Raw genomic sequence first — 23,286 nt, forward strand, 5'->3', positions numbered from 1 at the left:
TGTACGAACGTTTCTCGCTAGCCGCCCGAGTACCGAGATCCGCCCGAGTGCCGAGATCCGCCCGAGTACCGAAAGGCCCGCCGCCCCGAATGGGAGCGCTAGAAGTCCCCGCTCTGCCGGCCGGCGAGAACGCCTCCGTCCCACGCGCGGACGATGGCCTGCGCCCGGCTGCGTACGCCGAGCTTGCGCAGCAGGTTGGAGACGTGGAACTTGACGGTCTTCTCGCTCAGCACCAGGGCCTGGGCGACCTCGCCGTTGGACATGCCCGCCGCTATGAGATCGAAGATCTCCCGCTCCCGTGACGTCAGCGTCGGCACCTGGTGCGGCCCGGCCCGCACCGGGACGCGCCGCACCAGAAGTTCCACGAGCCGCCTGGTGAGCGGCGGCGGGAGCATCGCGTGGCCGGCCGAGACCGCACGGATCGTGGTGGCGATCTCGCTCAGCGCCGCGTCGTTCTGTACGAAGCCGTCCGCCCCGGCCCACAGGTACTCCAGCAAGGTGTCGTCGGCGCACTGGTCGATGAGTACGACCGCCGCGACCTCACGGGAGGTCTGCTGGATGACCGCACGCAGTATGTCGCCGGTATCCCAGCCGGGATCGGAGTCGTCGATCAGCACGACCCGCGGCCCCTCGGTGTCCAGCAGGTGCAGCAGTTGCGGCCCGGAGGCGGCCTCCCCGACCGCCTCCAGCTCCGGTTCCCCGGCCATGAGGGCCCGCAGTGCCGTGACGAGCAGCGGTCGGCGGGCCAGGACGGCGATCCGGACCGGCCGGGTGCCGGGATCGGTGGTGGGCATCTGTGACGTCAACCTCCAAACATCCTGGACAAGAAGCCGAGGTGATGGGTGCCCCGGTTGGTGAAGGCGCTGCCCGGATTGCGGTTGGTGAACGGGCTGCCCCGGTTGCGGTTGGTGAACGGGCTGCCCCGGTTGCGGTTGGTGAAGGCGCTGCCCCGGATGCCCGCCCCGGCCGGTCAGGGAGTGCGCCCGGCCCGGCCCGCGGGTTCCGCCTCGACGGCTTCCACGACCGTCGCGAACCGGGGCTCGGGCCCGGAGACGACCGGGCCGCGCCCGAGCCGCGGCAGCCGCAGTTGGTTCTCGCCGACCAGGATGCTCGCCACGATCACCACGCCGCCGACGGGCACGTTCCAACTGATCGTCTCCCCGAGGAAGACGGCGCTGATGACCAGACTGATGAACGGAACGAGGTAGTTGACCGAGGAGGCGCCGGTGGCGCCGATGTCCGCGATGAGCCGGTTGTAGAGCACATAGGCCAGTCCGGTGCCGAACACTCCCAGCAGCACGATGCTGAGGGAGACCGACCAGGTGAACGACGGGGTGCGCCAGCCCAGGAACGGCAGCAACGCCGCCTGGATGACCAGCGCGACCAGGATCTGGGCACTCGCCGAGGACATCGGGGCGATACCGCGGTCGGACAGGAACTTGCGCACGAACACCGCATGGCCGGCGTAGATCCCGGCGACCGCCAGACAGGCCAGTTGGCCGCCCACGGTGCCCGTCGCCCCGTTCCATGGCGCGATGACCACGATGATTCCGGTGAAGCCGAGCGCCAGCCCGGCACTGCGCCGCACCGTCGCCCGTTCACTGCGCAGTTGTACGGTGGCCAGCGCCAGCGTCAGCAACGGAGTGGCTCCGGTGAGGACACCGGCCATGGCGGCGCTGGTGTGCTGCTCGCCCCAGGCGAGCAGCAGGAACGGGGCGACCATGCCCAGGATGGTCGTGACGGTGATGTGCACCCAGACGAAGCCGAAGCGGGGCAGCCTGGCCCCGGTCAGCGCGCCGATGCCGATCAGCACGACCGCCCCGAGGAGCAGCCGGGCCAGCACGAGCTGACCCGGGTTCAGCCCTTCGCCGGACACCTTGATCAGGGGGTAACTGGAGCCCCAGATGATTCCCAGGGCCACGAACTGCAGGGCGCTCACACGTTTCACGCGATGGTCCCGTCCCTTCCCTCGTGCTCGCGGTTCGAAGGCGAGCCGGGCTGCGTCACGTGTTCGCCGTCTCGGGAATGCTGTCCAGGCCCTGCTCGAGGGCGCCGGCGTCGATGCTGTCGTCGGCGAGGGTGCCGGCCAGATAACGGTCGTAGGCGCTCAGGTCGAAGTTTCCGTGACCGGACAGGCCGAACAGGATGGTCCTGCCCACACCCTCCTCACGGCACCGGATCGCCTCGTCCACCGCGCCGCGGATCGCGTGGGTCGACTCGGGCGCGGGCACGATGCCCTCGCTGCGGGCGAACAGCACACCGGCCTCGAAGCAGTCGCGCTGCCGTAGCGCGACCGCCTCCATCAGTCCCTCCTCCACGACCCGGCTGACCAGCGGGGCTATGTTGTGCGCCCGCAGACCGCCGGCGTGCACGGACGGCGGCACGAACTGGTGGCCAAGCGTGTGGGTGCGGGTCAGTGAGGTGAGCCCGGCGGTGTCCGAGTAGTCGTAGGCGATCCGGCCCCGGGTGAGCGTCGGGCACGCGGCCGGCTCGGCGGCGACCACCCGGACGCGCGGCCCGCCGTGGAACTGGGCGCGCAGGAACGGGAAGGCCAGACCGGCCAGGTTGCTGCCGCCGCCGGCGCAGCCGACCACGACGTCCGGGTAGTCCCCGGCCATCTCCATCTGCAGGATCGCTTCCTGGCCGATCACGGTCTGGTGCGCGCACACATGGTTCAGGGCGCTGCCTCGGGTGTAGCCCCAGCGCGGGTCGGAGAAGGCGACCTGCAGCGCCTCGGACTTGGCGATGCCCAGGCTCCCCGGGTGATCCGGGTGCTCCTTCAGAACCGCCCGCCCGGCCTCGGTCTCCATGCTGGGGCTCGGTGTGCAGCTCGCCCCGAAGGTCTCCATCAGCGCACGCCGGTGCGGCTTCTGCTGGAAGCTCACATTGACCATGAACACCTTGGCGTCCATCCGGAACAGGGACGCCGCGAAGGCGACCGCGCTGCCCCACTGTCCCGCACCGGTCTCGGCGATCAGGCCGCTCTTGCCGGCCCTCTTGTTGAAGTAGGCCTGCGGGATCGCTGAGTTCGGTTTGAAGCTGCCGGTCGGCGCCACACCCTCGTACTTGAAGTAGATCCGCGCCGGTGTGTCCAGGGTCTGCTCCAGGCCGCGGGCGCGCAGCAGCGGCGCCGGCCGCCAACGGGCGTAGAACTGCCGTACCTCTCCGGGGATCTCGAACTCGGCTTCCCTGCTGAGTTCCTGATCGACCAGTTCCTCCGGCATTGTGCGGGCCATCTCGTCACGCGTGACCGGCTTACCGGTCGCCGGGCTCAACACCGGCGCCACATAGTCGAGGTCGGCGGCGATGTTGTACCAGGTCTCGGGAATGTCCCGGGCGCTGAGCTCGAACCGTACCGGCTCTATCATGGCTGCCTCTCTGGGCGTTGAATCGTTGGTTGTGGCCACCGCGACCGTCGGGTTCTCTCATCTCACCTGCAGGCCGCCTCCGGACAACGCATTCTGGACATGGGATCCGTCGACCGGATACGTCGGCCGGCGGATGGTGGGGAAAACAATGGAAGTTCCGAGAATGCCGGCCGGGGTCCGCCGGGGTCTTCTTTTCCCGTACGGCCATGTGGTACGACCAACTATTTACCTTCGGAGGCGTCCCGCTGGAAAGTCGGGCACGGCAAGACTGGGAATTCCACCAGTACATCTCCGGCCGGCCGATGGCACCCGCACGTGCATGCGAACCTGAGCGCGAACGCCCGGCCGACCGCCGGGACGCCCGAACCGGCGCCCGCCGCCGAGCGGTCGCGGTCACCGGACCACCGCGGCGCCGTCCGGGGTTCGTGCGTCATACCGACAGGACCAGGGGATGGCAGAGATGATTCGTCCAGTCACGGCCGAGGATGTCACGCAGCTTCACGCGATGGTGCGCGGGATGGCCGAGAACGAGGAGGCGACCGAGCAGATCAGCACCGACGAAAGCGAGCTGCGCCAGGCCCTGTTCGGTCCCCACCCGGTCGCCTTCGCCCACTTCGCCGTCGACGACGAGACGGGCGAACTCGTCGGCTACACCTTGTGGTGCCTCGTCTACAGCACCTGGCGCGGTACCGCCATCCACATCGACGACATCTACGTCCGGCCGGACGCGGTCGGACGCGGCGTCGACACGGCCCTGCTGAGCACGCTGGCCGGCCTGTGCGCCGAGCGCGGCTACCGCCACATGCAGTGGTGGGGGCGTGTCACCAATGAGCCGACCGCCGCCTTCTACCGGTCGCTCGGCGCCGAGATCCCCTCGGTGCAGGGCAAGGAGCTGACCATCTTCCGCCTCTCCGGCAAACCACTGGCGGACCTCGCCCACGACGCCTGACACCGGCAGGGGCGCCTTCCTGGACAGGCCGGGCGACGACGGCACCTGGTCGCGGGAGGAGGTCCCGGCGGTGCTCGCCCTCAACCTGGCCGCGGCCCGGCGCACGTAGCGAACGTTCGCCGGGCCCAGCCGTCACCGGTGCGGTGCCCGCCCGGTCATGCCCAGGCGGTGACCGGCACGAACGAACTGTCCTGCCGGAACAGATCGGTGCCGTCCGACGGGTCGACCCGCAGCTGGTAGTTGTAGTGCCGCAGGTAGTAGCCGGGGTAGTTGTACGACTCGAAGCGGACCGAGCCGGTGGCCGTGCCCGTGCGGGCGATGAAGGTGGCGTCCTTCGCGAACGTCGACGAGCCGTCGTTGGCGTCGAAGCGGGCCCGGAAGTCGTAGTGCCGCAGGTAGTTGCCGGCCGCGTTGCGGAACGAGTAGCCGTTGCCGTCGGCGAGACCGGCCACGACGGTGAAGGTGGACGCCTGCTTCTCCGCGGTGGTGCTGGAGCTGCTCACCACGGGGAGGTTGAGCAGCGCCGACTGCTCCTGCCAGTAGCGGGTGGTGAAGTTGACCGACCGGAAGGAGCGGGTGACGTTCTTGGTGATGCTCGGGCCACCGGACACCGTCTCCTTGATGACCGTGAAGTGCCGCGCGGTGCCGGAGACGGCGGGAAGCTTCTTCGGAGCGGTCCAGGTGGCGAAGGTGTCGTAGCTGTCGCTGTAGTAGTAACTGCTGTCCCCGTAGCCGTCGAAGAAGATGCGCCAGCCGCCGTTGTCGAGCTGGATCAGCGCAGGGCCCTCACGGGTGCCGCCCCAGCCCGCCCAGTTGCCGGTCCTGCTGATGGTGTACGGGCCGGTGAGGCTGGACGCGGTGGCGTATTCGATGTACTTCGTCGTCTCGTTCTTCGGGAACGCGTGGTAGGTGGAACCGATCTTCACGATGAACGTGTCGATGTGGTTGGCGCCGATACCGGACAGGGCGACCGGTGAAGTCCAGGCCGTGAGCGAGGAGTTGGTCGCCTTCAGCAGATACGGGGTGAAGATCCACTGGTCGCTGGTGACCGAGCACGACACGATGATGTTCACGCTGCCGTCGGAGTCGACGAACCACTCCGGCGCCCAGGCACGTGACAGGTTGGCGATCGGGACGGTGTAGTCGTACAGGAAGGTCCAGTTGACCCGGTCGGAGCTGCGGGCGAAGCCGATGGTCGTGCTGACGTCCTGCCAGGTATGCGTGGTGTACGTGATGTAGTAATAGCCGTCCGTGTGGCGGAAGATGCTCGCGTCACGGATCCGGTTGCTCGGCGGGGTGTAGGCGCTCGCCTTGAGCAGCCGGAAGTCGGTGGCGTCGTCGGCCTGGTAGACGTTCACGGTGCCGTCGTTGCTGTTCAGGAACGGCACGATGGTGTAGCGGGTGGCGTTGCCCGCGCTCGGCGCGGCCGCCGCGGCGGTGCCGAGCAGCCCCGGGAGTTCCCCGACGACGAGTGCCGAGGCCGGCAGGGCCACCATGGCCCTCAGAACGCCGCGGCGGGACGGTGCGAGCGGGGTGGGGGGTCTGTCGCCGTCTCGGGCGCTGTCTCGAATGGGCACGTGCGGCTCTCCTCGGTCGCGTCGAACTCGTCCGGGCCGCTCCGCGTGCGTACCCCCCGTCCCAGGGGGCGTACTCACGCGCACGCCGACCAGCCGTCGGCAGGTGGTCACACCTCGCCTCCGGTGCATCGCGTTTGCGCCAAAATCGGAGCGGCAGAGCGCGAGTGTGGTGGGCCCAATTCCCCCCAGTCAATAGGCGGTTCCCTTTTCACAGACGCGTTCGACCCGCCGAAAGAATTGCGTTCGACGGGCCGAATGGTTCGGCCCGTCGAACATCGGATCAAGGGCGCCGATATTCCATGGACGGGCGCCCGGAGAATTATCCCTGGATCCCTCCGCATGGCCTTTTGGGCGAGCGATTGGTGAAAGTCCGGGCCCTTTACTGCTCTATCAGGGAGTTTGCGCCAGGTCCAGCGCCGCTATGTAACCGAACGTCATCGCGGGGCCGATGGTCGAACCGGCGCCCGCGTAACTGTGGCCCATGACCGCGGCGCTGGCGTTGCCCGCCGCGTACAGCCCGGGGATCACCGAGCCGTCCGGCCGCAGTACCCGGGCGCGGGCGTCCGTACGCAGACCGCCCTTGGTGCCCAGATCACCGGGGACGATCTTGAAGGCGTAGTAGGGGGCCAGCCACAGTGGCGCCAGACAGGAGTTCGGGCGGACCGCGGGATCCGTGTAGTAGTGGTCGTAGGCACTGTCCCCGCGGCGGAAATCGGTGTCCTTGCCATCGCGGGCCAGGGCGTTGAAACGGTCCACCGTGGTACGCAGTGCGGCCGCCGGAATGCCGATGGAGGTGGCCAGGGCGTCCAGTGTCCACGCTTTGTGGACGGCGCCGGAGTCGTACCAGGATTGCGGGAACACGAAGGTCGGCGCGACGTCCTTGAAGAGATACCGGTTGCGGTAGTTCTGGTCGACGATCAGCCATGCCGGGATGGCCGGGTCCGTGGGGTTCTCGTCGTACATGGTGTGCACGACATCGCTGTACGGAGCCGCCTCGTTGACGAACCGCGCCCCGGCCCGGTTGACCAGGAGCCCGCCCGGCAGAGTCCGCTCGGCGAGACAGAAGTACGGCTGGTCCGGCAGCGGGATAGCCGGCCCCCACCAGGCGTCGTCCATCAACGCCAGCCCGGCCCCCGCCCGTTGGCCCGCGCGGATACCGTCCCCCGTGTTCTCCTTCGCGCCCACCGTCCACTCGGTGCCGATCGGCTGCCGCTGGTACTGGTCCCGCATGGCGGCGTTGTGCTCGAAACCGCCGGAGCCCACGATCACCCCACGCCGGGCCCGGATCAGCCCCGGCGAACCGTTCCGCGTCACGACCGCGCCCTTGACCGCCCCACCCTCGATGTGGAGGTCGGTGAGCGGGGTGTTCAGCCACACCGGTACCCGCGCGGAGAGCAGTCCGGCACGCAGCCCCGCCGCCAGCGACTGGCCCATGGTGAGCGGCTTCTGGCCGAGCAGCGCCGCCGCGGTCCCGCGCGCCAGGCACTCCGCGGCCACCGCGACGCCCTTCAGGCTGACCGCGGCCAGGGCGAGCCACTTGTAGTCCGCGCTGAACACGACCAGACCGGCCGGGACTTCCATGTACGGCGGGTTCAGCCGGGCGAGTTCGGCGCCCAGGATGTTTCCGTCGAGCTGGTCGGGCTCGATGGAGCGGCCGTTCGGCAGACCGCCGGGCAGCTCCGGGTAGTAGTCGCTGTAGCCCTCCATCCAACGGAACTTGAGCGGGCTGTTGGCCATGACGAAGGAGATCATGCCCGGGCCGTGCGAGAGGAAGGCCCGCTGACGGTCGGCGGAGACTTCGGGGCCTACCACCGCCGCGAGGTATTCGGCGGCCTTCGCCGGCGTGTCGGGGACACCGGCGGCGAGGATCACCGGGTTGTTCGGGATCCAGATACCCGCGCCGGAGCGCGCCGTGGATCCGCCGAAGGTGGCCGCCTTCTCCACGACGACACAGCTCAGGCCCTTCTTGGCGGCCGTGAGAGCGGCGGTCATGCCGGCCGCGCCGGAACCGATCACCACCACGTCGTACGTACCGAGCGGCGGTAGATCGGCCGCGCCGGCGGTGCCCGGGAAACCCGCGGTGAGGGCCGCCCCGGCGGCCCCTGTCGCCGTGGCGGCGAGCACCCGGCGCCGGGAGGGCCCCGGGTCCGGGGCGGACGGGCCGGCACCGGACGCCCGGGCGACGGTCTCGGCGGTGGTCGCGGGGGTGGTTACGGGGGGTCTCGTGGCGGATGCCGCCGCGAATAAAGAGCTGGGTCTCGCAGAGTCCGTGTTGGTGGACATGCAGGTCGCTCCAGAGTCATCAAAGGATGTCGGCAGAGGATTGCGAGGCCGTGCGTGATGCAGAGTGAGTGAGGAATGTCGCCCGCGAGCCCTGCGAAGTCAAGGGTGTGCAAGGCGTAATGAGCGGGAATTGCCCGGGATCCGGGTTGTTGCTGTCCCCTTATAGGACCATTCTTGTACTTATGGTGAAGTCGCCGCGCGAGGAGGAGCGAGCGATCGACGAGCGAGCGATCCCGGCCGGCGACGCCATGGCGGTGATCGACGCACGGGGCATCGTCACGGGCTGGAGCGAGGGGGCCCGGCGACTCACCGGACACCCGGCCGCGCAGATCGTGGGGCAGCCGGCCGCGCGGCTGGTCGCGGGAGAACCCGACGCCGTCCGGCACGCGCTGTTCGGCGACGGCCACGCGGTGGTGGACCTCACGCATCCACGTGGTCGCTGAGCGCCACGCTCCTGACGCGGCCTCACATTCGCAACACCGGACTCCGCGGAGTTGTGCGACGAAGCCGCGTCAGACCGGCGGATTCCGACCCGCCCGGACACCCGGTCGGCGGGGCGCCCCAGACACGCTCGGGAAGCGGGATCCAGGTGAAGCGGGCCCGGGGCGGCGGCCCCGGGCCCCTCCGGGTCACTGCCCCTTTGCGTAGTCCTGCGCCATGCTGCCCGCGAAGTCGTAGAGCACCACCGGCTCGTCGCCCACCACCCAGGCGTCGTGTCCGGGCGGGGCCACGAACACATCGCCCGGGCCGATTTCGCCCTCGCCGCCGTCGTCCATGCGGATGTGCATCCGCCCCTGGACGACGTATCCGTTGTGGTGGATCTCGCAGCTCTCGGTCCCGGCGATCGGAGCCACCGATTCGGACCAGCGCCACCCGGGTTCGAAGGTGCCCACCGCGAAGTCCAGTCCGCTCAGATGGACGGCTTCGAGATGGCCGCGGGGGAAGTCGCGCCGCTCGTCCGGCTTGTCGACCGTCTTTATCTCCAGCATCGGGACGCCTCCGTTCTGGACATGCCCAACTCTTGCCCCATCACCCCATCGTCTTCCTGTCCAACCGAGGCCGCCACTTGGGCGACGACCGAGGCGCGCGGCGACTCGATCCGCGGGAACGGGGAAACCGGACAGGTGGAAGCGTCACAAGAGGCGTCTACAAGGACGTCACACCAGTCGAGTGGGAAGCAGCAAGGAGCCGTCCTGGATGACCCTCCTCGAAAAACCTGTGCCCGGGGACGCGAGCGCGGTCCCGAACGGAGGGCCCCGGTGGGCCGGGCGGCTGCTGCCGTACCGCGGGCCGGACGCGCGGCTGCCGGACGGCACGGGCCGTACGCAAAGCCCCGGCGCGCACTCCTCGGAAGATGACACACTGTCGCATGCGCTTCTGGCGCCGGTCGCCGCCCGCCGGGCTGCGGACGGCTCGCCGGAGCGCCGACGGGTGACGGTGCGCGCATCACTGGGCGAGGGCGAGGGTATGACGGACGGCAGTCGCGGCGCGGACGACGCCGCCCCTGCGGCACCCGGCGGCCACTTGGTCCCGCTGCGCCTCCAGTCGCTGATCGACCGCCCGGGGCTGCGCGCCGCCGGTGAGATCAGCTCCCGCACCCGGCCCGCCTGGCAGCAGGCCCTGCGGGAGTTGGCGGGCGGCCCGGACGTCACCTGCCACCTCGAACTGTCCGCGATCACGTTCGTCGACGTGGCGGGTGTCACGGACCTCGCGCACGCGGCGCAGACGCTGGCGGAGGGACGACGCATCGTCCTAGACCGGCCCCCTCCCGAATTGCGGCGCGTACTCGAGATGTTCTGGCCCGGACTTCCGACGATCGAGGTGGTGTCATGACCCATACGGCCACCACCGCCGGAGAACCGTTCGTACACCCCGCGCTGTTCTACCGGGGCGACGAGGAGTACGTGGACGGCACCGTCCCTTTTCTGCTGAAAGGTCTGGCCTCCGGTGAGTCCACGGCGGTGGCGGCGCCGCCCGACCGGCTGCGGCTGATCAGGTACGCGCTGGGAACCCAGGCCGACTCCGTGTACTTCGTGGACATGACCCGGGCCGGCCGCAACCCGGGACGGATCATCCCCTCGGTGCTGCGCGCCTTCGCCGACGGCCGGAGCGAGGGCCGGGTCCGGATCATCGGCGAACCCGTCTGGCCCGGCCGCAGCACCCTCGAGTACCCGGCCTGCGTCCAGCACGAGGCACTGATCAACAGGGCGTTCACCGGCCGCGAGGTGACGATCCTGTGTCCGTACGACGCGGTCGGCCTGCCCGCCCGGGCGATCGCCGACGCCTACGCCACACACCCCGTCGTCATCACCGGGGGCACCGAGGTGAACAGCGCCGCCTACGACGTCGAGGGCGTCCTCGAGCGCTGCAACGAGGCACTGCCGCATCCGTCGGCGACGGCCACGGCCGACTTCACCGCCGGGACCCTGGCCGTCACCCGGGACTTCGCGCTTCAGGAGGCCCGGGCCCTCGGCATGGCCGCGGGCCGGCTGCAGGACCTCGCGCTGATCGTGGCGGAGCTGACCACCAACAGCGTGGTGCACGGCGGCGGTTCGGGCACGCTGCGGCTGTGGGCCGAGGACGCCCGGCTCGTGTGCGAGGTGGCCGACGGGGGCCGCCTGACCGATCCGCTGGCCGGCCGGCGCCCGGCGGCACCGGCCCAGATCGGCGGCCGCGGACTGCTGCTGGTCAATTCCCTCTCCGATCTGGTCCGCGTGCACAGCGGCGAGCGCGGCACCACGATCCGCAGCTACCTGTCCCTCCCCTGAGCCGATTCGGCATCTCGGGCCCCCTTGTGCGCGAGTCGCGACGAATGTGGCCGCCGGGCTGAGAGCTACCGCCGGATCGGGGAACCCGGCCCGTATGACTGAATCGCATCTTCCGCCGGACGGCCATCCCGTGGAGGTCCACCTCGGTCTGCTGCGTCTGCGTATGGCGCCCGAGGATTACGAGGTCCTGCTCAGCATGGTCGAACCGATGCTCCAGGCGATCGAGGAGGAGGGGCAGCTACCCGCAGACTTCGGTCTGGACGGTGAGCGCGCCGAAAGGGTGTCCGAGGAGATCCGCGACGAGGCCGCACTGGTCATCGCCACAGCTGTCACCGGACGCCTGGACAACGAAGTGATCCGCATCGAAGTCGAGGGCACCGGGCCGGTCAGGATCGTCACCGACCCCGACACCGCGGCCGATCCCGAACGCCGCCGCGAGATCGCCGACTACATCCGCGAACGGCACCAGCGGGACGAGGAACTGCGTGGCATCGCCGAGGTGAGCGGGCTGCCGACGGACTTCTGAGGCGTCGGTCGGCCCATCCGCTCACCGGTCCGGAACCGGCCCGATCCGACCCGCCACATGACGGGACCGGACCGGTGCCCGCCCGGCAGCCCCCATCCCCGGGTCGGTGCTCAGGACCTGCGGCCCACACGGCGCGCCCACAGCACCAGCGGCACCTGCAGGGGCAGCCGGCCGAAGGCCAGGGCCCGCTGCGGGGCGGGGCGGTCCCGCCAGTCGACCGCCATCTGCACATTGGCCGGGAACACCGCCACGAAGAACGCCGCGGCGGCGAACGCCGCGGTCCGCCGTGTCCGTGGATGCGCGACTCCGGCCGCGAGGGCGAGTTCGGCGGCGCCGCTCACGTACGTCCAGCCCCGGGGCGATCCCGGCAAGGCGCGCGGGATCGTCGCGTCGAACTGTTCGGGTACGGCGAAGTGGGCGACGCCCGCGGTGGCCAGCAGGCCCGCGAGGATGATCGGCGAGCGGGGCGAGCGGGGCGTCGTGTCTCCGTGCACAGAGGGGCGGTCACCGGCGCCCGTCACATTACTGGACGGTAATACGCTCCGTAAGCCGTTTCCGCTCCCTCGGGCCACGGCTGTGTACAGGCGGACGCTTCGGGTAGCCCCTGAGCATGACAAGGGTCTCGGAGGGGCCTGAGCACGCCATGGTCTGCGGAGGATGAGGGGATGGGCTGCGCACAGGACCCCGGGGCTCCCGACGCGGTCGCCCGGCGGGTCGTCGACGCGGTGGAGGACCTGGTGGGGCTCTGGTTCGCGGCCGTCGAGGACGCCTCCCCCCGGCTGTCCGCGCGTCAGCTCAGGGCCCTGCGGGTCGTGAGCCACCGGCCGGAACTGAACCTCACCGCGCTGGCCGAGCACCTCGGCATCGGACTGCCCACAGCGAGCCGGCTCTGCGACCGGCTCGAGGCGGCCGGAATGCTGCACAGGAGAGTGCAGCCGCGCAACCGGCGCGAGGTGCAGCTCGTGATCTCCGCTCAGGGGCGGCGGCTGCTCACGGACGTCACCGAGCGGCTCGCGGCCTCCCTCGCCGACATCCTGGACGCCCTGCCCCCGGTGCGGCGGACCGCGCTGGAACAGGACTTCGGCGCCTTCCACGAGGCCCGACGCACCCGTGCGGCCACCCGGCCCCCGCGGGACTCGGCGACCGAACACTGACCGGAACGGCCACCGAGCGGCCCGGACAATGCTCATCGAGCGGCCGGGAGGACGGCCACCGAATCCTCCAGGAGGACGGTCATCGTGCGGCCACGGCGGCGCGACCGCACGACCACGGCTGAGGTCACAGCGGCGGTGTGGGCGGCGCCGCACCGGATCCCGCCGGAGCCGCCCCGCTGTTGATGTGGCACAACAGCAGACACACGTCGTCGTCCCGCTCGGAATCGTGCAGCAGCGGGTTGAGGAGCCGGTCGGCCGAGCCGTGCAGATCGTCGTCGAGATCGGCGGGCCGGAAGGCGCCGAGCGCCGCCGCGAGCCGCTCGATACCCGGATCTATGCCTCGCGCACGGCGCTCCACCAGCCCGTCGGTGTACAGGGCCAGCGTCGATCCCGGCGGCAGCGGTTCCGTGTGGTCCTGGATCTCCTGCCGCAGCGGGATACCGAGCATCGCCCCGGGCTTGGCGTCGAGGATCCGCACCTGCCCCTCGGGGGTGCGCAGGACCGGCGGGGGATGACCGGCGGCGGCCCAGGTCAGAGTGGGATCGTCCGGGTGGAACCGGGCGATGACGGCCGTCGCGTACAGGTCGGGCTGCAGATGGTGCAGAAAGCGGTGCAGCCGGGTGAGCAGGGTCCCGGGGCTGCCGCCGTCGACGGCGTAGGCCCGTAGCGCGGTGCGCAGCTGGCTCATCATCACCGCCGCGTGCAGACCGTGTCCGGTGACGTCGCCGATGACGGTGATCAGGCTGCCGTCGGGCTGGCGGAACGCGTCGTACCAGTCGCCACCGATGTTCAGGCCACGCGTGGCCGGGAGGTAGCGCGCGGCGAGGCGCAGGCCCGGTGTGGTGGGCAGGTCGGTGAGGAGGGCGCGCTGCAGGGTCTCGGCGATGTCGCGGTTGTGCTCGAACCGCCGGGCGTTGTCGAGGGCGACACCGGCGCGGCGAGCGAGCTCGATCAGCATCACGGCGTCGTCGGCGTCCCAGCGCTCCCCGGGCGGCGAGAGCGTCAGCACGCCCAGCGCGGTGCGCCGGGCCATCAGGGGGACGCAGAGCAGGGGCCGGGTGGGGTCGAGCGCCGAGGGCGGATGGTCGTCCACGCCGGGCAGGCCGCCGGGGTGGTCGGCGGCGTACAGGGGGCGTGCCCGGCGGGCCGCGAGGACGGCGGCGGCCGGACGCGGAGTGCCCCGGCCCGGGCCGTCCTCCTCCCCGTCGAGCAGCCACACGTCGACGCTCCGGGCGTAGCGCGGCACCAGCAGCGTCGGCAGCAGGCGCACGATCTCGTCATGGTTGAGGGAGGCCGTCAGGGCGGCACTGGCGTCCGCGAGGAACGTCAGTCTGCCGCGGGCGTTCTCCGCTTCGTTGCGGGCCCTGCGCTCGGCGGCGAAGAGCTCGCGCTGCGCCCGGCCGGCCGCGTCCAGCTCCGCGTGAAGGGCCAGCACACCCTGGTTCGTCTGGTGCAGTTCCTCCCGGTGGAAGGCAACCAGCTCCTCCTGTTCGCCGAGCTTCTCCAGCAGTTCGGCCGCGTCCTCGTCGGCGCTGAACAGGGCCTCCGCGAGCCCGGCCGGATCGTCGGCGACGTGTCCGCTGTCGGCGGAGCCCGCCTCCTCCGGGCAGGCGACGTTCATGCGCCACGGACGATGCCTCTCGCCGGGCCACAGCTCGGCCGGGTCCACCACGACGACCAGCCGCCGGCCCTCGGCCCGTGACGCGGTGGTGCGCAGGGTGAGCCGCCAGACGCCGCCCTTGGTGAGGCACTGCCGCAGCTGGGCGGTGAGCGCGGTCACCAGGCGGGTGCGCTCGACGGCCGGCACGCCGTGCGCGGCGGCCAGCCGTGCCGTGGCGATCCGTGCCCGCGCGGCGTCGGTCGCGGTTGCGATGTCCCAGATACGTGTCATGAGGTGCGGTCCGGCGGAGTCGGGCTCAGTACGGCGACGGTGGTGTCGTCGCGCACCGGCCGGGCGGAACTGCTGGCGTCGCGCAGGATCACCGCGGCGAGCACAGCCGGGTCGAGGGTGGTGCGGCCGGCGGCCGGGCCGGGGCTCCAGCGGCTGGGCAGACCGTCGCTGTGCATGATCAGCAGGCAGTCGGCGTCCCACTCCGTCCGGTGCCGGTGCAGGGTCCGTGGGCGGTGAGCGCCGACGATGCCGGGGTGGGAGAGCAGGGGCTGCCAGGTGTCGCCGCGGCGCAGCCGGGCCCCGATGTTGCCGAGCCCGGCGAAGTCCAGCCGCCCCGCGCCGAGGTCGGCCTGCGCCACCGCGACGGCCGCGCCCCGGGTGGTGCGCAGCGCGGTGTCCAGTCGCCGGAGCAGCTCCACGGGCGCCAGATGGGCCGAGCGGCGCAGTTCCCGCACCGCCGCGGTCGACGCGCGCGCCGCCTCGGGGCCGTGGCCGAGCCCGTCGGCCAGCATCAGCGTGACCCGGTCGCCGGCCCGGGCCCAGGCCCAGGCGTCGCCGGAGTACTCGGCGCCGGCGAAGGGCACGTTGACCCCGCCGGCCCGCACCGGAGGGAGGGTGGGCCGTGCGGCGCGGCGATCCCGCCGCGCGCCGATCCGGGCCATCGTGACCGTGCCCCGTCCGGGCGCGCTGTGCACGTCGAAGGCGTCGGAGACGCGTCGGCAGGTGCCGAGGCCCGCGCCGAGCGAACCGGTCGTCGAGTAGCCGTCGCGCAGGGCGGCTTCCACGTCGGCCATGCCCGGGCCGTGGTCGATCGCCACGATCTGCACCTCAGCCGGGCTCTCGGGCCTTTCCCCGCTCTCGTCGGCCCACGAGCCGGGGGACCTCCCACGGGGCCCGTCGGATCGATCGGCCGCGGTGGGAGAGTCAACCGTCTCCGGAGGGACCGCCTCGGTCTCCGGAAGGACCGCCCCGGTCTCCGGAGGGACCGCCTCGGGAAAGACCGTCTCCGGGACCGTCCGCACCATGTCCAGAAGTACGTGCCCGCCCCCGCCGTGCTTGAGCAGATTGGTGGCCAGCTCGGTGGCCACCAGTGCCGCGGCGGCGGTGCGGTCCCCGTCGAGCCCGGCGTGGCCGGCCGCCTCCTCCGCGGCCACGCGCACGTCGCGGACCCGGGTCGAGTCGTGCACCGGTACCTCCCAGACGCGGGGCATCAGCGCTCCTCGCGGGGCCGGGGAGCGCCGGACTTCCAGACGGCCACGGTGACGGTGGTGCCCGCTCCGGGACGGCTGTCGACGGAGAAGTCGTGCACCAGCCGCCGCGCACCGCCCAGGCCCATACCGAGGCCGTCACCCGAGGTGTAGCCGTCGCGCAGCGCCTGGTCGAGGTCGGCGATGCCAGGGCCGTCGTCGGAGAACGTCAGCCGCAGACCCGGCGAGCGTCCTTCGAGCGGTGCGCACTCCATCTGTCCGCCGCCTCCGTGCACCAGGGTGTTGCGGGCCAGCTCACTGGCCGCGGTCACCAGTTTGGTCTGCTCCACCAGGCCGAAGCCCAGCTGGGCGGCGGCCTGCCGTACGTGCTGTCGTACCCACACCAGATCCATGTCCGAGTGGATGGGGAGGCAGGCGGAGACGCCGCCGGCGGTCTGCATCACGGACTCTCCCGGCATGTGCGCCCGGAACGGGGGACCCAGGTCTGCGCGCCTTGCGCGCCTTTCGCGGCCTGCGGGGCCTGTTCGGCTTCCGCGCTCAGCAGCCGCATGGCGTCCTCGGTGCTCAGCGCTGTGCGCAGGCCGGGCAGGGTGAGGCCCAGCTCCACCAGGGTGATCGCCACCGCAGGCCGCATCCCGGCCACCACAGTCTGCGCGGCGAGTAAGCCGGCCTTGGCGGCGATCTCGGCGAGCACCCTGCCGAGGAAGGAGTCGACGATCTCGACGCCCGAGATGTCGAGGACCACACCGGTCACCCCGTGGTCCGCGACGGCCTGGCTGATGTCCTGCTGGAGCTGCTCCGCCGTGCCGTCGTGCAGATCACCCTGAAGAGTGACGAGCAGTACGTCACCCAGTTTGAGCACGGGCACATGTCCGCCGTGCGGAACGGGAAACGAGCCGGTCACCGGTGACTCGCGGGGGAGGGGACGGCGGAGACGATGTCGGCACCCTGCTGTTGCAGCGCGTAGGCCAGGGCGTCGGCCAGGCTCGCCCGGGTGAGCACCGAACCCAGGTCGATGCCCAGGTGGACGATGGTCTGCGCGATGGCGGGCCGGATGCCCGAGACGATGCACTCCGCGCCCATCAGCCGGGCCGCCGCGACCGTCTTCATCAGATGCTGCGCCACCAGCGAGTCCACCGTGGGCACTCCGGTGATGTCCAGGATCGCGAAGCGTGCGTGCTGCTCGACGACGGAATCCAGCAGCGTCTCCATGACCACCTGGCTGCGGGCGCTGTCGAGGGTGCCGATCAGGGGTACGGCGACGATGCCCTCCCACAGCTTGATCACGGGGGTGGCGACCTCGAGCAGCTGCAGACGCTGTCGGTCGATGAGTTCCTGCCCGGCGCTCATAACCGTCTCCAGGACGACCAGCCGCAGTGTGCCCATGAGCACGGTGAGCGCGGTGGTGCACTCCAGCACTCGCTCGGCCGATGCGTCGGCGAGGTCGGCGCGCAGGAGATCGGTGACCGGCGGCCGCAGGGCGTCCACCTCCGCCGAGATCTGGGCGATGGTGGATCCTGCGCGCGAGCGGGACGCCGCCGTCCGCGACAGCTGCTCGCGCACGACCGCGAAGGCGTTCGCCTCCGGATCCTCGACACGCCCGGCGGCCGCGGCCGCGGCCAGCGCCTCCGCGACAGCCCGGCCCGCCTCCACCGCCTCGTCCCGGGAGACGGTGAACACGGTGCGGAACAGCGCCGCGTCGGCCCACCGCTGGGCGATCTGCTCACGCCGTCGGAGCAGGAAGTCCCCGACCGCGTGCTCCGGTGTCTGCTGGTTTCCTGCCGCTTCCCGCTCCGGCACGAGCCTCTCTCCTCACATGCGTCGCGTTCCCCGACCGGTGCGGGGAGCGACGAGATGCCGATCTGGTTCCTGATGATTCTTGCCGCACGACAACGGTAGTGGCGGCGTGATCCACCATGACACCTCGTCCGTTTCCTCGGTCCCGCGGAACCGCTCAGTCGCGGGGCCCTTGCCGTCCGTACCAGTCGAGGCAGACCACGAGCGCGTCGTCGTCGGGCACGGGTCTGCCCCGATGGCCGGTCAGTTCTCTCAGTAGCGCCCCGGGCACCTCCGCCGCGGGGAGCAGGCTGGTGGACGTCATGGCCCGGGCGAGCGCACGCTCCCCGTACTGCTCCCCGCCGGGCGCGGCCACGGCGTACACCCCGTCGCTGACGAAGACCAGCCGGTCGCCGGGCTCGACGGTGAACTCCTGTGCCACGTAGTCCGTTTCCTCGAACATGCCCAGCGGGAGCTGGGCCTCGAAGTCGACGCGTGTGACGCTTCTCTCGCGAAGCCGCAGCATCCGCGGCGACCCGGCGTCGACGACCCGCAGCCGGCCGGTGGCGAGATCCAGGTCCAGCAGCAGCACCGACAGATAGCCGGCGCCCCGGTACTGCGCGTAGATGGCCTGGTCCGCCAGGGCGGCCTGGTCCGCGATGGAGATGCCGGCGCGGCGGGCGTTGCGCAGCGCGTTGATGCCCAGGTTGGTCAGCAAGGAGGCCTCGATGCCCTGGCCCATGCCGTTGGTGATGTAGAGCATCAGCCGGTCCTCGGTGGTGGACCAGTCGAAGTTGTCGCCGAAGATGGCGTAGGCGGGCTCCAGTTGGGCGCCGAGCGCGTACTCCGCGCGGGAGCAGGAGCGCCCGGGCAGCAGCTGCCACTGCATCTCCGCCGCGAGGGTGAGCCGGTCCTTGCGGCGCGCCTGCTGGTACAGATCGGTGTCCCGCTCGGCGACGATCACCTCGTGCGCCAGGACCTCGGCCACGTCGGCCAGTTGGGGCAGGCACTCCTCGGCGTGCTCCGCGGAGGGCAGGACGACGCACAGTACGCCGAGGCGGTCCCCGCGCACGGTGACCGGGAGATGGACGCGTACCCCGTCCTCCCCGAGGTGCTCGACGAAGGGTTCCTGGGAGACGAACGCCCGCCCGGCCGCGCTGTTGTGGATGGGCAGCGACTTGAGCGGGTTCGGGGACGCGGCGACGGGCTGCAGAACGGTCAGGCCGTAGTCGGCCATGAAGAACTCGACGGTCTGGGCCGCGTAGGCACGCGTGAGGGCCTCGCGGACCGCGTCGGGCAACTGGTGCGGAGCCGCGGAGCGAAGTGTGCGCTCGGCTGCCACGAATCTGTTCACGGTGTCGGTTATGCCATTCTGTCCACGCCGACGGAACGGCCCCGCGGTCTCCCGCGGGGGTCGTTCGCCGGTTCGCCTCTGTTCGTTATCTGGTGTTACGCGCGGCTTGCCCTACCTGCCGGGCTGACAGCGTTCGAGAAGCCTGGGAGAGTGGGACCGTGACGACCTCCTCCTCGCGCCCGTGGCCCGATGAGGTGGCGCGTGTGACCTCGGAGGCCGCGGAGCTGCTGGAGGTACTGTGGGGCCGCGCCTCGACGGCTCCGGTCTCCGCCTCCCAGTTGCGCGTGCTGTTCATCCTGGAGCACAACGACGGCGTCAATCTGCGCACCCTTGCCGACGCGCTCGGTTCCACGCCCCCGTCGACCAGCCGGTTGTGCGACCGGCTGCAGGCGGTGGGTTTCGTGGACCGCAGGCCCGGTGTCGTGAGCCGTCGCGAACTGCGGCTGCACCTGAGCCGCCGCGGACGCGCCTTCCTCGCGGAGCTGCGCGCCCGCCGGGAGCGTGCCCTGCAGTCGGTCCTGGAGCAGATGCCCACCGCGCAACGGTCCGCGCTGCTGGAGGGGCTGGAAGCGTTCTGTGCCGCCGCGGAAGCGCAGATCCAGGAAGACGACGCGAGCGACGTCCGTACGGCCTGACCTGCACATCCACACCCTTCCCGCGATTTCCTTCGCTCACTTTGTTGCCTCGTGGTCATAGTTGTCAAACGGCAACTGTTTTCCATGGGTGCGCCTTGACGGACGAGGGCCGTCGTGGCGGGATCCACGGTCCTCGGGGACCGGACCGGACCGGGCGGCCGGCCGCTCCGCCCTCCGGGCCGCTCCGGCTACCGGGACTGCTCCGCCTTGCCTTCAGTCCGCGGCCGACCGGGACTCCACCGCCGCCAGTGCCTCCTCGACGCTGCCGACCGTCGGGACGGTGATGCTGACGCCGGTGAGGTCCAGGATCCGGCGCACGGCCGGGGTCGGGGAGATGACATGCACACTGCCCGAGTTCCCCCGTGTCTCCTGGTACACCCGCAGGACGATGTTCATGCCGGACGAGTCCATGAACGGCACGGCCGACAGATCGAGCAGGAAATGCCGGCGGCCGTGGTGCAACTGGTTCGCCAGATGGTGCTGCAGCTCTGTCGCGGTGTCGATGTCCAGATCGCCCTCGACCGTGATGAGCGCCGTGTCCTCACGGGGCAGTGTCACCTCGATCGACAGAGGGTTCTGGGCCACAGACATGACATACCTCCAACAAGCGCTGATCCCGGTGCGCTCTGCGCTTACCCCCGAATCGAGTCGACATACAGGCGTTCATGTGTGCCATCGGCCCTTTCCCGGTGTCGGCGGCCGTGGGAACCTGAGGTCAGCGGGCGCGGCACACGTGCGCGCACCAGGCGCAGGACCGGTGAGCGGACGGGTTTCCGGGACCGCGTGCGGGAAGTCGCCATCGCTCGCGCACAGAGAGTTGTTTGTGCACGCAAGCGTGGGGCAAGCGGAAGTTCGTGCTTCGGACCAGAGGCGCGTAGGCGGGAACGAACGACTGTGCTCCGGAACCCCTCGACGGGCCCGGGTGCCGTCCCCGCCACCCACCCCGAGACCACATCGTTCAGGAGCGATTCCACATGCTCGTTGAGACGTGTGCAAGCCGTTCTGGTACGTCCCCCCGTCCCGCCGCCGACGGCAAGCGGGACCACGACGACGCCCCCGACACCGCGGGGGCCTTTGCCCGCCTGGCGGTCTTGGACGACGGACCGGAGCGAGACGCCGTACGCGACGAACTCGTCACTGCCTGGCTGCCCATGGCCCATCGCATCGCGGGCAAGTTCCGCGATCGCGGTGAGTCGATCGAGGACCTGCGCCAGGTCGCGGCCCTGGGGCTGGTGAAGGCCATCGACCGCTTCGACCCCGAGCGGGGCGCCTTCGAGAGCTATGCCGTGCCCACCATCACGGGGGAGATCAAGCGACACTTCCGTGACCGGATGTGGGCGCTGCGGGTCCCGCGCCGCGTCCAGGACCTGCGCAACAAGGTGCGGGTCGCGCGCCGGGAGCTCTCCCAGAGCCCGGGCAGCGGCGAGCCCACCGTCGCCGACATCGCCGCCCACACGGGGCTCACCGAGGAGGAGGTCGGAGCGGGGCTGGAGGCGTTGGAGAGCTTCAGCACGCTGTCCCTGGACGCCGAGCTGTCGTCCGGCGACGACGGTCACAGCCTCGCGGACCGGCTCGGCGCGCCCGACTCCTCGTACGACGTCGTCGTGGACCGCGAGGCCGCGAAGGAGGGGCTGCGCCGCCTGCCCGAGCGGGAGCGCGCCATCCTCTACATGCGCTTCTTCGAGGACATGACGCAGAACCGCATCGCCGATCAGCTCGGTATCTCGCAGATGCACGTCTCGCGGCTGATCAGCCGCAGCTGTGCGCGGGTGCGCGACGAGGTGCTCGGACGACGGGAACAGCCGGGACCGTCGGACACCGCGGGGCCGCGCCCCACCTGACGCCGCCTTCGCCCGAACCGCGACCACCGACCGACCGTGACTGGCCGCCGACCGGCCGACCGCCGACTGACCACCGGCCGACTGGCGACCACCATCCGCCTGTCACAGCCGTCTCAGGCGAACACCGATCAAGGAGTGAGAGAGAGTGGTGAGACACGTACTGATGCCGCATCCCGCGATCCTGCGCAAGCTCGTCGAGGAGTACGAGGCGCTGGCGGCCGAAGGAGCCGAGGACGCCAGGTCCGGGACGAGCGGGCGTGCGCAGGACCTGGCCTACACGTTATGCGTCTCGACGGGCACGCGTGAGGTCGGCCAGGCGCTGGCCGTCGCCCGCCGACAGCTCGCGGCAGCGTACGCCCCCCTGCCCACCCCTCCACCGCTGCGCACGACGGTGGCGGCCGAGGCGGGCAGGGCGTCGGCTGGGACATAGAACGGGGCGCGGCGCAGCCGCTGGGTGCGCGCCGCTGCGGCGAGGTGCCGTCCCCGACGAGGTGCCGTGGGGTCGTGACGAGGTGCCGCATGGTCGTGACGAGGTGCCGTGGGTGGCCGGCGAGGCGCATGGTGGTGGCTCTGGGCGCATGGGTGTGTCCCGCAACGGCGGGCGGCAGTCAGTGTGTGAGTGGCCGGAGTGGCCGGAGTGGCCGGAGTGGCCAGTGGCCGGAAATGGCTGGAGTGGCCGACGTGGCGCTGTCCGCCGGCCTCCGCCCGGCGGCCCGCTCCGGGGAGCGCATGGCCGGGCGATCCCTGCGACGGGGCGCACCACCGCGCGATCGCCGGGCACCCGCGTGACCCCGTTGAGGATGGGTTCCGAGGTGTGGCACGCGTCACTTCCAGGTACGCGGTAGCCCCGCCGTACTGCGTTGCTTTGCGGAAGGTCCTGGCCAGAACTCGACTTCCGGAATTTCCGGCCCGGGCGGAGGGTATCTGCTGCTCTGAGCGCAGATGGCGGTATCCAAACGGGGAACCATCGGCGGACCAACGGTCGGCGCGGAACGAGTCGAGCGAGCGGGACGAAGGGGGAAGGCGATGACCAGCGACAGAATGTGGTCGTACGCACCGGAGAGCGGTCACATGGACGGTCAGTCCCTGGCCGGATACACCGTCGAGGCCACCGACGGGACGATAGGCCGGGTCGACCGGCAGGCCGACGCCTCAGGGATGCGGCATCTCATCGTGGACACCGGGATGTGGGTCTTCGGCAAGAGCGTCCTCGTACCCGTCGGCGTCGTCACCGGCATAGACGCGCAGGCGCGGAAGATCACCGTGCTGTGCAGCAAGGACGAGATCAAGGCGGCCCCTCGGTTCAAGACCGACCGGGAGACCCTCGATCCCGGTTACCTCGGCACGGTCGGCGACTACTACCGCAGCCTGCCGCCGAGGCAGCCGGCCTGACCCGGGCCCGGGCCCCGGCCGTCATAGCGACGCAGCGACAGGGGCGTCACCCGGGGAGGACGTCACCAGGGACGGGGCGTCACCAGGGACAGGGCGTCACCAGGGCAGGAAGACGTGCACGTCCTTGCCGTCGTCCTGCACCACGACGCTCACCTGGTCGCACAGCGTGTGGATCAGGTGCCAGCCGATGCCGCCACCGCCCTGGTTGGGGCGGAAGGGCCGGGGCGCGGGCGGTGTGGTGCTGGTGTCGTGCAGCGTCACATGCACCCCGTCATAGGTCCGACGCATCGTCAACTCGAAGGGGCCCGGGGCGTACTGGACGGCGTTGGCGGCCAGTTCGGACACCACGAGCAGGATGTCGTCCCAGTACTCCGGCGCCCCCGGCGGCGTCGTGTCGGCCAGGGCGTCAAGGAACCCCTCTGCGGCCAGACGCGCATCGGTCACATTGCGCAGTTCGCCGTCAAAGGTCGTATGACGATCCTGGAACTCCTCAGAAGGCAGTCTCATCGTTCCCGCGCGACTCGTTCGCCGCCTCGCCTTCCCAGCCTTCTTCATGCGGACGTG

25 protein-coding genes are annotated in these 23,286 nt (G+C 70.9%); 10 read left to right on the forward strand and 15 right to left on the reverse strand.

Annotated elements, in window-relative coordinates; all coding sequences use genetic code 11:
- Positions 1-98 precede the first annotated feature (98 nt).
- From EF387_RS48160 to EF387_RS10010, 3 genes are all read right to left on the reverse strand, one after another.
- Positions 99-794, reverse strand: coding sequence for a LuxR C-terminal-related transcriptional regulator (locus tag EF387_RS48160; protein WP_128376173.1), 696 nt, complete (start codon positions 792-794; stop codon positions 99-101).
- Positions 795-970: 176 nt separating this feature from the next.
- The gene (locus EF387_RS10005; protein WP_128376174.1) at positions 971-1,948 is read right to left on the reverse strand and encodes a DMT family transporter; all 978 of its coding nucleotides are present in this window, start codon (positions 1,946-1,948) and stop codon (positions 971-973) included.
- 55 nt (positions 1,949-2,003) lie between these two features.
- Complete coding sequence (locus EF387_RS10010) at positions 2,004-3,368, reverse strand: TrpB-like pyridoxal phosphate-dependent enzyme (RefSeq protein ID WP_162467112.1); 1,365 nt, start codon at positions 3,366-3,368, stop codon at positions 2,004-2,006.
- A 460-nt stretch (positions 3,369-3,828) separates the two neighbouring features.
- Between EF387_RS10010 and EF387_RS10015 the strand changes: the two genes are divergently transcribed.
- Positions 3,829-4,317, forward strand: a complete 489-nt coding sequence (locus EF387_RS10015; protein ID WP_128376563.1) for a GNAT family N-acetyltransferase — start codon at positions 3,829-3,831, stop codon at positions 4,315-4,317.
- 155 nt (positions 4,318-4,472) lie between these two features.
- Here EF387_RS10015 and EF387_RS10020 read toward each other — a convergent pair whose 3' ends face one another.
- Both EF387_RS10020 and kstD read right to left on the reverse strand, forming a co-directional pair.
- A complete protein-coding gene (locus EF387_RS10020; protein ID WP_128376564.1) occupies positions 4,473-5,813 on the reverse strand; it encodes an AbfB domain-containing protein in 1,341 nt (446 codons plus the stop codon).
- A gap of 471 nt (positions 5,814-6,284) precedes the next feature.
- Positions 6,285-8,018, reverse strand: coding sequence for a 3-oxosteroid 1-dehydrogenase (kstD, locus tag EF387_RS10025; RefSeq protein ID WP_238431425.1), 1,734 nt, complete (start codon positions 8,016-8,018; stop codon positions 6,285-6,287).
- A 341-nt stretch (positions 8,019-8,359) separates the two neighbouring features.
- Here kstD and EF387_RS49955 point away from each other — a divergent pair, with 341 nt between their 5' ends.
- Complete coding sequence (locus tag EF387_RS49955; RefSeq protein ID WP_128376176.1) at positions 8,360-8,620, forward strand: PAS domain-containing protein; 261 nt, start codon at positions 8,360-8,362, stop codon at positions 8,618-8,620.
- Between the two features lie 186 nt (positions 8,621-8,806).
- Here EF387_RS49955 and EF387_RS10035 read toward each other — a convergent pair whose 3' ends face one another.
- Positions 8,807-9,166, reverse strand: coding sequence for a cupin domain-containing protein (locus tag EF387_RS10035; RefSeq protein ID WP_128376177.1), 360 nt, complete (start codon positions 9,164-9,166; stop codon positions 8,807-8,809).
- 208 nt (positions 9,167-9,374) lie between these two features.
- Here EF387_RS10035 and EF387_RS49695 point away from each other — a divergent pair, with 208 nt between their 5' ends.
- From EF387_RS49695 to EF387_RS10050, 3 genes are all read left to right on the forward strand, one after another.
- On the forward strand, positions 9,375-10,010 hold the full coding sequence (locus EF387_RS49695) for an STAS domain-containing protein (protein WP_338058100.1): 636 nt from the start codon (positions 9,375-9,377) through the stop codon (positions 10,008-10,010).
- On the forward strand, positions 10,007-10,945 hold the full coding sequence (locus EF387_RS10045; RefSeq protein WP_128376178.1) for an anti-sigma factor RsbA family regulatory protein: 939 nt from the start codon (positions 10,007-10,009) through the stop codon (positions 10,943-10,945). Before EF387_RS49695 ends, EF387_RS10045 begins: the two co-directional genes overlap by 4 nt.
- 94 nt (positions 10,946-11,039) lie before the next feature.
- Entirely contained in the window at positions 11,040-11,471 is a 432-nt protein-coding gene (locus tag EF387_RS10050; RefSeq protein ID WP_128376179.1) for a hypothetical protein, read from the forward strand.
- A gap of 110 nt (positions 11,472-11,581) precedes the next feature.
- On the opposite strand, the gene EF387_RS10055 is transcribed toward EF387_RS10050, so the two are convergent.
- Positions 11,582-11,992 carry a DoxX family protein gene (locus tag EF387_RS10055; RefSeq protein ID WP_238431426.1) on the reverse strand — a complete coding sequence of 137 codons (411 nt, stop codon included), beginning with the start codon at positions 11,990-11,992 and terminating at the stop codon, positions 11,582-11,584.
- Between the two features lie 144 nt (positions 11,993-12,136).
- Between EF387_RS10055 and EF387_RS10060 the strand changes: the two genes are divergently transcribed.
- Positions 12,137-12,625, forward strand: coding sequence for a MarR family winged helix-turn-helix transcriptional regulator (locus tag EF387_RS10060; RefSeq protein WP_128376180.1), 489 nt, complete (start codon positions 12,137-12,139; stop codon positions 12,623-12,625).
- A 124-nt stretch (positions 12,626-12,749) separates the two neighbouring features.
- Here the strand turns inward: EF387_RS10060 and EF387_RS10065 are convergent, their stop codons facing one another.
- From EF387_RS10065 to EF387_RS10090, 6 genes are all read right to left on the reverse strand, one after another.
- Positions 12,750-14,516 carry a PP2C family protein-serine/threonine phosphatase gene (locus EF387_RS10065; RefSeq protein WP_128376181.1) on the reverse strand — a complete coding sequence of 589 codons (1,767 nt, stop codon included), beginning with the start codon at positions 14,514-14,516 and terminating at the stop codon, positions 12,750-12,752.
- Complete coding sequence (locus EF387_RS10070; protein WP_238431427.1) at positions 14,513-15,727, reverse strand: SpoIIE family protein phosphatase; 1,215 nt, start codon at positions 15,725-15,727, stop codon at positions 14,513-14,515. Before EF387_RS10070 ends, EF387_RS10065 begins: the two co-directional genes overlap by 4 nt.
- Positions 15,727-16,164, reverse strand: a complete 438-nt coding sequence (locus EF387_RS10075; protein ID WP_128376568.1) for an anti-sigma regulatory factor — start codon at positions 16,162-16,164, stop codon at positions 15,727-15,729. Before EF387_RS10075 ends, EF387_RS10070 begins: the two co-directional genes overlap by 1 nt.
- A complete protein-coding gene (locus tag EF387_RS10080) occupies positions 16,164-16,628 on the reverse strand; it encodes an STAS domain-containing protein (RefSeq protein WP_128376182.1) in 465 nt (154 codons plus the stop codon). The genes EF387_RS10075 and EF387_RS10080 overlap by 1 nt, the downstream gene beginning before the upstream one ends.
- Entirely contained in the window at positions 16,625-17,524 is a 900-nt protein-coding gene (locus EF387_RS10085; RefSeq protein WP_128376183.1) for an STAS domain-containing protein, read from the reverse strand. Before EF387_RS10085 ends, EF387_RS10080 begins: the two co-directional genes overlap by 4 nt.
- 154 nt (positions 17,525-17,678) lie before the next feature.
- On the reverse strand, positions 17,679-18,854 hold the full coding sequence (locus tag EF387_RS10090; RefSeq protein WP_128376184.1) for a PP2C family protein-serine/threonine phosphatase: 1,176 nt from the start codon (positions 18,852-18,854) through the stop codon (positions 17,679-17,681).
- A gap of 203 nt (positions 18,855-19,057) precedes the next feature.
- Here EF387_RS10090 and EF387_RS10095 point away from each other — a divergent pair, with 203 nt between their 5' ends.
- A complete protein-coding gene (locus EF387_RS10095; RefSeq protein ID WP_128376185.1) occupies positions 19,058-19,489 on the forward strand; it encodes a MarR family transcriptional regulator in 432 nt (143 codons plus the stop codon).
- A gap of 213 nt (positions 19,490-19,702) precedes the next feature.
- Here EF387_RS10095 and EF387_RS10100 read toward each other — a convergent pair whose 3' ends face one another.
- Complete coding sequence (locus EF387_RS10100) at positions 19,703-20,080, reverse strand: STAS domain-containing protein (RefSeq protein ID WP_128376186.1); 378 nt, start codon at positions 20,078-20,080, stop codon at positions 19,703-19,705.
- Between the two features lie 383 nt (positions 20,081-20,463).
- Here EF387_RS10100 and EF387_RS10105 point away from each other — a divergent pair, with 383 nt between their 5' ends.
- From EF387_RS10105 to EF387_RS10115, 3 genes are all read left to right on the forward strand, one after another.
- Positions 20,464-21,330 (forward strand): SigB/SigF/SigG family RNA polymerase sigma factor, encoded by an 867-nt coding sequence (locus EF387_RS10105; protein ID WP_128376187.1) that lies wholly within the window; start codon positions 20,464-20,466, stop codon positions 21,328-21,330.
- Positions 21,331-21,478: 148 nt separating this feature from the next.
- Positions 21,479-21,760, forward strand: a complete 282-nt coding sequence (locus EF387_RS10110; protein ID WP_238431428.1) for a DUF5133 domain-containing protein — start codon at positions 21,479-21,481, stop codon at positions 21,758-21,760.
- Between the two features lie 596 nt (positions 21,761-22,356).
- Positions 22,357-22,722 (forward strand): PRC-barrel domain-containing protein, encoded by a 366-nt coding sequence (locus EF387_RS10115; RefSeq protein WP_128376188.1) that lies wholly within the window; start codon positions 22,357-22,359, stop codon positions 22,720-22,722.
- A 96-nt stretch (positions 22,723-22,818) separates the two neighbouring features.
- Here EF387_RS10115 and EF387_RS10120 read toward each other — a convergent pair whose 3' ends face one another.
- Positions 22,819-23,229, reverse strand: coding sequence for an ATP-binding protein (locus EF387_RS10120; protein ID WP_128376189.1), 411 nt, complete (start codon positions 23,227-23,229; stop codon positions 22,819-22,821).
- Positions 23,230-23,286: the final 57 nt, after the last annotated feature.

The organism is Streptomyces cavernae (assembly GCF_004023625.1).
GTDB lineage: Bacteria > Actinomycetota > Actinomycetes > Streptomycetales > Streptomycetaceae > Streptomyces > Streptomyces cavernae.